This window comes from Streptomyces atriruber (assembly GCF_001418325.1).
Taxonomy (GTDB): Bacteria; Actinomycetota; Actinomycetes; order Streptomycetales; family Streptomycetaceae; genus Streptomyces; species Streptomyces atriruber.
On sequence record NZ_LIPN01000217.1, the window covers coordinates 1 to 9,416 of the forward strand.

Genomic DNA, 9,416 nt, shown 5'->3' on the forward strand with positions numbered 1-9,416 from the left:
GAGGACGGGGTGGGGGCTGGCTTCGATGAAGAGGCGGTAGCCGTCGGCGAGGAGGGCTTTGATGGTGTCGGCGAAGCGGACGGGTTGGCGGAGGTTGGTGACCCAGTAGGCGGTGTCGAGCGTGGTGGTGTCGTCGAGGCGTTCGGCGGTGACGGTGGAGTAGAACGCCACGTCGGTGGAGGCGGGGCGGATGTCGGCGAGGCGTTCGGTGAGCAGGTCGTGGAGCTGGTCGATCTGGGGGTTGTGGGAGGCGTAGCCGACGTCGATGACGCGGGCGCGGAGCCCGGCCTTCTCCGCGTCGGCGACGACTGCGGCCACCTGGTCCGGGGGACCCGATATGACCGTCGAGGAGGGCCCGTTGACGGCGGCGATGGTGACGCCCGGCCGGTGGTCGCCGATGAGCTCGACAGCTTCCTCGGCGCTGGTGCCCAGGGAGGCCATGTCGCCGTGCCCCTGAAGCTGGCGGAGCGCGTCGCTGCGTACCGCCACGATCCGCGCCGCATCCTCCAACGACAGTGCGCCCGCGACGCAGGCGGCGGCCATCTCGCCCTGCGAGTGCCCGATCACCGCGGCCGGGGTGATGCCCTGGTCCGCCCATACCGCAGCCAGTGACACCATGACGGCCCACAGCACGGGCTGCACGACCTCGACCCGCGCCAGTTCGGCCCCGTCGCCGCGCAATACGTCACGCAGTGACCAGTCCACGTACGCGGACAACGCCTGCTCGCACTCGGCGATCCGCGCCGCGAACACCGGCGACTGGTCCAGCAGTTGGGCACCCATCCCCACCCACTGCGACCCCTGCCCGGGGAAGACCAGCACCGGCCCCGCGCCAGAGGCACCCTGTACGGCGCCCTGGACGACGTCTGGTGACGGCTCGCCCGCTGCCAGGGAACGGAGCCCGGCCAGGAGTGCATCGCGGTCCCGGCCCACCACCACGGCCCGATGCTCGAACACCGAGCGGCTCTTGATCAGGGACCAGCCCACGTCCAGGGGCGACACCAGGTGCGGGTCGGCCGTCGCGCGCTCGGCCAGCAGACCGGCCTGTGCCCGCAGCGCATCCTCACCACGCGCCGACACCACCCACGGCACCACTCCGGCCGGCGCGTCGGCCATGTCCGACGAGGAGGGCGCGGGCTCCGGCGCGTCCGGGGCCTGCTCCAGGATGAGGTGGGCGTTCGTGCCCGAGATGCCGAAGGCGGACACGCCCGCCCGACGCGGGCGTTCGCCGCGCGGCCAGGCGATCGGCTCCGCCAGCAGCCGCACTCCGCTGCCCTCCCACTCCACGTGCGGCGTGGGCGCGTCGATGTGCAGCGAGGCGGGCAGCTGCTCGTTCCGCAGCGCCATCACCATCTTGATGACACCGGCGACACCTGCCGACGCCTGCGCGTGCCCGATGTTCGACTTGATCGAGCCGAGCCACAGCGGCCGGTCCGCGGGCCGCTCCTTGCCGTACGTGGCCACGAGCGCACTGGCCTCGATGGGGTCGCCCAGCATGGTGCCCGTGCCGTGCGCCTCCACCGCGTCGACGTCGTCGGCGGAGAGGCGCGCGTTGGCGAGGGCCTGCCGGATGACGCGCTGCTGCGCCTGCCCGTTGGGCGCCGTGAGCCCGTTGCTTGTACCGTCCTGGTTGATGGCCGAACCGCGGATCACCGCAAGGACGTTGTGGCCGTTGCGCCGGGCCTCCGAGAGGCGTTCGAGGACGACCAGGCCGACTCCTTCGGCCCATCCCGTGCCATCGGCGGCGGCCGCGAACGGCTTGCACCGCCCGTCCTTGGCGAGACCCCGCTGCAGGGAGAACTCCACGAAGGAACCCGGTGTGGCCATCACCGTCGCGCCGCCCGCGAGAGCGAGCGAGCACTCGCCCTGCCGCAGCGCGTGCGCCGCCTGGTGGATCGCCACCAGCGACGACGAGCACCCGGTGTCGATGGTCATCGCGGGGCCTTCGAGGCCGAGTACGTACGACACCCGGCCGGACGCGACGCAGCCGAGGTTGCCGGTGCCGATGTACCCCTCCACCTCGGTGGGGCGTTCACCGACGAGCGCCAGGTAGTCGTAGATGGTCAGGCCCGTGTACACCCCTGCGTTGCTGCCCTTCAGCGCCTCGCGGTCGAGCCCGGCGCGTTCGATCGCCTCCCAGGCGGTCTCCAGGAGCAGCCGCTGCTGCGGGTCCATCGCGACGGCCTCGCGCGGGCTGATGCCGAAGAAGCCCGCGTCGAATTCGCCCGCGTCGTAGAGGAAGCCGCCCTCGCGCACATAGCTGGTGCCGCGGCTCTCGGGGTCCGGGTCGTACAGCGCCTCCAGGTCCCAGCCCCGGTCGTCGGGGAAGCCGCTCATGGCGTCCCTGCGGTCCGTGACCAGGTCCCACAGTTCTTCGGCGGAACGGACGTCACCCGGGTAGCGGCAGGCCATGCCGACGATCGCGATCGGCTCGTCGTCGGCGGCAGCGGTCGCCCGCGCCGCTTCGGCGGACGAGGTGTCGCCCGACAGCTCGGCCTGCAGGACGTCGGTGAGGGCGTCGGGCGTGGGATGGTCGAAGACGACCGTGGTCGGCAGGGCCAGACCGGTGCTCTTGTTCAGCCTGTTGCGCAGCTCCACCGCGGTAAGCGAGTCGAAGCCCAGCTCCTGGAACGGCTTGGTCGCGGGCACGGCGTCGACGTCCGAGTGCCCGAGCGTGGCCGCCGCCTGAGAGCGCACGTGCTGCAGCAGCAACTGCCGCTGCTGTGCCGGTTTCGCCTCGGTCAGCTCCTGCTGCAGCGACGATGCCTCGGTGGCCTCCTCTTGTGCCACGGGCGCGCTCGCCCGACGGTTCTCGGGCAGATCGGCGAGGAGCGGGCTGGGCCGCTGCGCCGTGAAGGTCGAGGTGAACTGTGCCCAGTCGAAGTTCGCCACGGTCAGCGTCGTCTCGCCCGCGTCGAGTGCCTGGTGCAGTGCCTTGATGCAGAGGTCGGGGTTGAGCGGGTGCAGACCGAATCGGCTGAAGAACGTCAACGCCGCCTGGTCGGCGGCCATCCCGGCTTCGGCCCAGGGGCCCCAGGCGATGGAGGTGGCGGCCAGGCCCTGGGCGCGTCGGTGGTCGGCGAGTGCGTCGAGGAAGTGGTTGGCGGCGCCGTAGGCACCCTGCTGGCCGCTGCCCCACACACCGGCGCCGGACGAGAACATCACGAAGGCGGAGAGGTCCGACTCCCGCGTCAGCTCGTGCAGATGGAGCGCGGCCAGCGCCTTGGGGCGCAGCACCTCGTCCAGCTCCGCGCCCGTCACTTCACCGAGGCCGATGTAGTTCGGTACGCCCGCGGCGTGTACGACGGCGGTCAGCGGGTGCTCGGCGGGGACGCCGTCGATGAGGCGGCGCACCTGCTCACGGTCCCCGACGTCGCAGGCGGTGATGGTGACGGCGGTGCCCGACTCCCGCAGTTCGGCGGCCAGTTCCCGCGCGCCGGGTGCGTCCGGCCCGCGGCGGCTGGTGAGGAGGAGGTGCGGGGCGCCTTCGCGGGCGAGCCAGCGGGCGAGGACGGCGCCGATGCCGCCGGTGCCACCGGTGATGAGGGTGGTGCCCCGGGGCTCCCAGCTCACGCCGCTGTTCGGGGTCGTGGCGGGCGCGTGGGCGAGGCGGCGGGCATGGGCCCCGGCGGGACGGATCGCGATCTGGTCCTCGTCCTGAGGGGCGAGAGCCGCCGCCAGCCGGGTCAACGACTGGTGGTCGATACGGGCGGGCAGATCGACGAGCCCACCCCACAGTCGCGGGTACTCCAGCGCGGCGACGCGCCCGAGCCCCCAGACCTGGGCCTGCACGGGGTTGGTGAGGGCGTCGGTGGCGCCGGTGGAGACCGCACCCTGGGTGAGGGTGCGCACGGAGACGTCGGCGCCGTTGTCACCGAGGGCCTGGACGAGGGCGGTCGTCGCGGCGAGCCCGGCGGGCACGGCCGGGAACTCGGGATGCGGCTCCTCGTCGAGGGCCAGCAGGTTGACGATTCCGGCGTGCGGCTCCCCGCCCATCACCGAGAGCAACTCCTGTGCCAGCGAGGCACGTTCCACGGCAAGCGCGTCGAGCACGTGACGCCGCACCTCGCCGCCGTGCGCGGCCAGTGTCTGCGCGGTCGCCCGGACGGCGGGGTGGTCGGCGTGCGCGGCGGGCACGAGCAGCAGCCAGGTTCCGCCGAGCTCCGGCGCCGCCGTGGCGGGCAGGTGCTTCCAAGTGACGTGATAACGCCAGGAGTCGACCGTCGACTGCTGCCGGTGTCGGCGCCGCCAGGCCGAGAGGACCGGCAGTGCGGGCTCCAGCGCACCGACGGTCTCCGCCTGCCCCTCGATCTCCAGACTGCCGGCGAGGGCGTCGATGTCCAGGTCCTCGATCGCCTGCCAGACCCGGGCCTCGACCGGATCGTGCCCGCTGCTCGGGGACGCCACCGCCGCGGGCGGCTCCACCCAGTAGTGCTTGTGCTGGAAGGCGTACGTGGGCAGGTCGACGGTACGAGGGACGGGCTCGGCCGGGAACCAGCGCCGCCAGTCGACCTCGGCACCCACCGCGAACGCCTGCGCGGCGGCGTGCGTGAGCTGCGTACGGCCTCCGTGGTCGCGGCGCAAAGTGGGAACGGTGGTGGCTGTGACGCCGGTCTGTTCGATCGTCTCTTGGATGCCGAGGTTGAGGACGGGGTGGGGGCTGGCCTCGATGAAGAGGCGGTAGCCGTCGGCGAGGAGGGCTTTGATGGTGTCGGCGAAGCGGACCGGTTGGCGGAGGTTGGTGACCCAGTAGGCGGTGTCCAGGGTGGTGGTGTCGTCGAGGCGTTCGGCGGTGACGGTGGAATAGAACGCCACGTCGGTGGAGGCGGGCCGGATGTCGGCCAGGCGCTCGGTGAGCAGGTCGTGGAGTTGGTCGATCTGGGGGTTGTGGGAGGCGTAGCCGACGTCGATGACCCGGGCGCGCAGCCCGGCCTGCTCCGCGTCGGCGACGACCGCGGCCACCTGCTCCGGGGGGCCGGAGATGACGGTCGAGGAGGGCCCGTTGACGGCCGCGATGCTCACGCCGGGCCGGTCGTCCCCGATGAGCTCGGTGGCCTGCTCGGCGCTGGTGCCCAGCGAGGCCATGTCGCCGTGCCCCTGCAGCTGGCGCAGGGCGTCGCTGCGTACCGCCACGATTCGTGCCGCGTCCTCCAACGACAGTGCGCCCGCGACACACGCGGCCGCCATCTCGCCCTGCGAATGCCCGATCACCGCAGCAGGCGTGATGCCCTGATCCGCCCACACCGCGGCCAGTGACACCATCACGGCCCACAGCACCGGCTGCACGACCTCGACCCGCGCCAGCTCGGCCCCATCCCCACGCAGCACCTCACTGAGTGACCAGTCCACATACGCGGACAACGCCCGCTCGCACTCGGCGATCCGCGCCGCGAACACCGGCGACTCGTCCAGCAGTTGGGCCCCCATCCCCACCCACTGCGAGCCCTGCCCCGGGAACACCAACACCGGTCCAGGCCCCATATCGCCCGCGACCCCGGTCACCACGTCCGCGGACGCCTCGCCCGCAGCCAGAGTCCCCAGGGAAGTGATCGCCTCGGCGGATTGCTGACCCACCACCACGGCCCGGTGTTCGAGAACCGCCCGGCTCGTGGCCAGTGACCAGCCGACCTCGGTCGCTGAGGCACCCGCTTCCCCGACTCCGGACGATGCGGCGAACTCGCCCAGACGGCGGGCCTGTTCGCGCAGCGCATCGGACGTCCGCCCGGAGACCACCCACGGCACGACCGCACCCGGAGCCGGAGCCGCAGCCGTTTCCGCCTCTTCCCGCGGTGCCTCCTCCAGGATCAGATGCGCGTTCGTCCCCGAGATGCCGAACGCCGAGATGCCCGCCCGCCGCGTGCGTTCCGGCCGCCACTCCACGGGCTCCGAGAGCAGTCGTACGCTGCCCTGCTCCCACTGGACGTGCGGTGAGGGCGCGTCGATGTGCAGCGAGGTGGGGAGGAGGCCGTTGCGCAGGGCCATGACCATCTTGATGACACCGGCGACACCGGCGGCGGCCTGTGTGTGGCCGATGTTCGACTTGATCGAGCCGAGCCACAGCGGCCGGTCCTCGGGCCTGCCCTGTCCGTAGGTGGCGAGGAGCGCGTTGGCCTCGATGGGGTCGCCGAGCGTGGTGCCCGTGCCGTGGGCCTCGACGGCGTCGATGTCGTCGGCGGAGAGTCGTGCGTTGGCGAGGGCGGCGCGGATGACGCGTTCCTGGGAGGGACCGTTGGGTGCCGCGAGGCCGTTGCTCGTACCGTCCTGGTTGATGGCCGAACCCCGCACCACGGCAAGGACCTTGTGGCCGCGGCGGCGCGCTTCGGAGAGCAGTTCGAGTGCCACCATTCCGGCGCCCTCGCCCCAGCCCGTGCCGTCGGCGGCGGCCGCGAACGGCTTGCAGCGGCCGTCGGGCGCGAGCCCGCGCTGCCGCGAGAACTCGGTGAACGAGCCGGGCGTGGCCATCACGGTCGAACCCCCGGCCAGCGCGAGCGAGCACTCGCCCTGCCGCAGCGCCTGGGCGGCCAGGTGGATCGCCACCAGGGACGACGAGCACGCCGTGTCGACCGTCACCGCGGGGCCTTCGAGCCCCAGCGTGTAGGAGATGCGGCCCGACACCACGCTGCCGAGGTTGCCGGTGCCGATGTATCCCTCGACCTCACTGGCCGTCTGGCTGATCAGCGTCAGATAGTCGTGGGCGCTGACCCCGGTGAAGACACCGGTGTCGCTGCCCTGCAGCCCGTGCGGGTCGAGGCCCGCGTGCTCGATCACCTCCCAGGCGGTCTCCAGGAGCAGCCGCTGCTGCGGGTCCATCGCGACGGCCTCGCGCGGGCTGATGCCGAAGAAGTCGGCGTCGAAGCGGCCCGCGTCGTACAGGAAGGCGCCGTCCCGTACGTAGCTGGTGCCCGGGTGCTCCGGGTCCGGGTGGTACAGGGACTCCAGGTCCCATCCCCGGTCGTCGGGGAACCCCGAGACCGCGTCGCCCCCGTCGCGCACGAGCTGCCACAGGTCCTCGGCGGACCGTGTCCCGCCGGGGAAGCGGCAGGCCATGCCGACGATGGCGACCGGCTCGGCCGATTCCTTGTCGCGGAGCCGTTGGCGGGCCTCGCGCAGCTCCGCGGTGACCCACTTGAGGTGATCGAGAAGCTTCTCCTCGTTCGACATCTGACCCAGGCTCCTTGGCGCGACGTGACGGGGGACGTGGATGGGGTGGGGGAGTCGGGGATCAGGACTTCCCGAACTCGCTGGAGATGAGGTCGAAGATGTCGTCCGCGCTCGCCGCCTCCAGGTCGGCGTGGGCGGAGTCGCCGTCCTCCGGGCCGTCCTGCGACGGGCTCCACTTGGCGACCAGCACCTGCAGACGGCCCGCGATGCGCCGACGGGACGCTTCGTCCATCCCGGCCGTGCCGAACGCCGTGTCCCACTTGTCGAGCGCCGCGAGCACGTTGCCCTCGCCGGTGGTCTCGTCGCCGCCGCCGAGCTGCCCGCGCAGATGCGAGGCGAGGGCCTCGGACGTGGGATGGTCGAAGATCACGGTGGCGGGCAGCGTGAGCCCGGTCGTGCTGTTGAGCTGGTTGCGCAGCTGGACGGCGGTCAGCGAGTCGAAGCCCAGCTCCTGGAACGGCTTCGCCGCCGGGATGTCCTCCACCGTGCGACCCAGAGTGGCGGCCGCGTGGGTCCGGACGTGCTGGACCAGGAAGCCGTGCCGCTGGGATGCGGGCGTCTTCGCGAGCTCCTCGCGGAACGCGCTGGTCTCGGCCGCCGACCCGGACTGCACTGCCTCCCGCTGGTTCTCCGGAAGGTCGTCGAGGAACGGACTGGGCCGCTGGGCGGTGAACGTCGGCGTGAACTTCGCCCAGTCGAAGTTCGCCACCGTCAGCGTGGCCTCGCCCGCGCCGACCGCCTGGTGCAGTGCCTTGACGCAGAGGTCCGGGCCGATCGGATGCAGGCCGAAGCGCTTGAAGTACGAGAGCGACTCCGGGTCCGCGGACATCCCGGCCTCGGCCCAGGGGCCCCAGGCGATCGAGGTGGCGGCCAGGCCCTGGGAGCGCCGGTGGTCGGCGAGTGCGTCGAGGAAGTGGTTGGCGGCGCCGTACGCACCCTGCTGGCCACTGCCCCACACACCGGCGCCGGACGAGAACATCACGAACGCCGTGAGACCCATGTCCCGCGTCAGCTCGTGCAGGTTCCAGGCCGCATCGGACTTCGACCCGAGCACTTCGTTCAGGCGCGCCGTCGTCAGATCGGTGATCGACGTCAGATCGGTCATGCCCGCGGCGTGGATGACGGCGGTCAGGGGGTGCTCGGGCGGCGTCCGGTCGAGGAGGCCGCGGAGTTGGTGGGGATCGCTGACGTCGCAGGCGGTGATGGTGACGGCGGTGCCCGACTCCCGCAGTTCGGCGGCCAGTTCCCGCGCGCCGGGTGCGTCCGGCCCGCGGCGGCTGGTGAGGTGCAGGTGCGGGGCGCCTTCGCGGGCGAGCCAGCGGGCGAGGACGGCGCCGATGCCGCCGGTGCCGCCGGTGATGAGGGTGGTGCCCCGGGACTGCCAGGTGAGGTCGGCGGCGGTGCCCGGCGCGGGGGCGTGGGTGAGGCGCCGGGTGTGGGTTCCGGTGGGGCGGATGGCCGTCTGGTCCTCGTCCTGCGGGAGGAGGGCGGCGGCGAGGCGGGCGAGGGTGTGGTGGTCGATGCGGGCCGGGAGGTCGATGAGCCCGGCCCACAGGCGGGGGTGTTCGAGGGCGGCGACGCGCCCGAGTCCCCAGACGTGGGATTGGAGGGGGTGGCCGAGCGGGTCGGTGGCGCTCGTGGACACGGCTCCCTGCGTGACGGTGTGCAGGGGGGCGGTCGTGCCGTTGTCGCCGAGGGCCTGGATCAGGGTGGTGGTCGCCGCGAGTCCCGCGGGCACGGCCGGGTGATCGGGGTGCGGCTGTTCGTCCAGAGCCAGCAGATTGACGATCCCGGCGAACCCGGAGGTGTCCACCGCGGCCAGCGTCTCGCGCCGGACCCGGCCGGTCTCGACCGGATGCAGCCGCACGGCGGACGCGCCGTGCTCACCCAGCGCCTCGGCGGTGGCCCGTACGGCGGGGTGCTCGGCCAGGCCGTCGGGGATGAACACCAGCCAGTCGCCGTCCAGTTGTGGCGCCTCGGCGTCGGGCCGGTGCTTCCACGTGACGCGGTAGCGCCAGGAGTCGATGGTCGACTGCTCCCGATGGCGACGCCGCCAGCCCCGCAGCACCGGCAGCGCGGGCTCCAGCGCCCGCACCGCCTCGTCGCTGCCCTCCTCCGATCCCAGCGCCTCCGCCAACAGCCCGAGGTCGAGCTCATCGACCGCCTGCCACAACTGCGTCTCGGCGGCACTGTGCTCGGCGCCGAGGGTGCGGCCGGCGCGAGTGGAGTGTTCGAGCCAGTAGTGCTGGTGTTGG

Annotated in this window: 2 protein-coding genes; both read right to left on the minus strand. The window is 72.5% G+C overall.

From position 1 onward, the window contains the following. The coding region (locus AOK03_RS22460; protein WP_055567123.1) for a type I polyketide synthase at positions 1-7,161 on the minus strand (7,161 nt) is incomplete at its 3' end. A 61-nt stretch (positions 7,162-7,222) separates the two neighbouring features. After that, positions 7,223-9,416, minus strand: a 2,194-nt coding sequence (locus AOK03_RS22465) for an SDR family NAD(P)-dependent oxidoreductase (protein WP_157869044.1), incomplete at its 5' end; no start/stop codon positions are given.